Raw genomic sequence first — 952 nt, forward strand, 5'->3', positions numbered from 1 at the left:
GGTGGGCGCGGGGCAGGAGTGGCAAGGGGGCGGCGTCCGGGCCGGCGGCCGACCGAGGTGGCGGACGCCCCGCCCGTGCCTATCGTGGTCAGAGGGGCCGTGACCAGAAAGAGCGAGGTCCCGATGAGCAGTACCGCCGCACCGCGCAGCACCGAGGGCGCCGGCAGCCGGACACAGGGGCAGCACATCGCCGAGGGCGCCATGGGCCGGGACTACGGACGGCACTCCGGGGTCCAGCACCACGCGAACGACTACGGCATCCCTGTCCTGCGCCGGGCCCTGGAGGCCGTACCCCTGCCCGAGACCGGCGCGCCGTTCCGGGCGGCGGACCTGGGCGCGGCGTCCGGGAGCAACTCGCTGGACCCGATGCGGGTCGTCGTCGAGGGCGTACGGGCGCGTGCGGGGGCGGACACGGCGGTGACCGTCGTCCACACGGACATCCTCGCGAACGACTTCGACGCGCTCCTGGCGACGATCATGGACTCGCCCGGGTCGTACGCCCGTGAGCCTGGCGTCTTCGCCTATGCCGAGGCGCGGTCCTTCTACGAGCCGCTGTTCCCCGCCGGGGAGCTGCATCTCGCGTGGAGCGCGATCGCCGTGCACTGGCTGTCCCGGGTGCCCGAGCCGATCCCCGACCACATCTTCTCCTCGCGGGCGCGCGGAGAGGTGCGCGAGGCACTGAAGGCGCAGTCGCGGGCCGACTGGGAGGCCTTCCTCGGGCACCGGGCGCGTGAGCTGCGACCCGGCGGGCAGCTGGTCGTCGTCGGCGGGGCGGCCTCCGACGACGGGGACAGCGGGGCCGACGGGCTGATGGACGCGGCGGTGGAGGTTTTGCGGGAGCTGGTCCGGCAGGGGCTGATCGGGGAGGACGAGTTCGCGCGGATGACGATCCCGACCTGGAACCGGACGGCGGGGGAGTTCCTGGCGCCGTTCAGGGAGGGGAGCGGGGAGG

At 74.3% G+C, this 952-nt stretch carries 1 protein-coding gene; it reads left to right on the forward strand.

Annotated elements, in window-relative coordinates:
* Nucleotides 1-123: 123 nt before the first annotated feature.
* On the forward strand, nt 124-952 hold an 829-nt coding region (locus tag MTQ10_RS30730; protein ID WP_247474077.1), incomplete at its 3' end, for a class I SAM-dependent methyltransferase.

The sequence above is a fragment of the Streptomyces sp. XM83C genome, assembly GCF_023072675.1.
Taxonomy (GTDB): Bacteria; Actinomycetota; Actinomycetes; order Streptomycetales; family Streptomycetaceae; genus Streptomyces; species Streptomyces thermocoprophilus.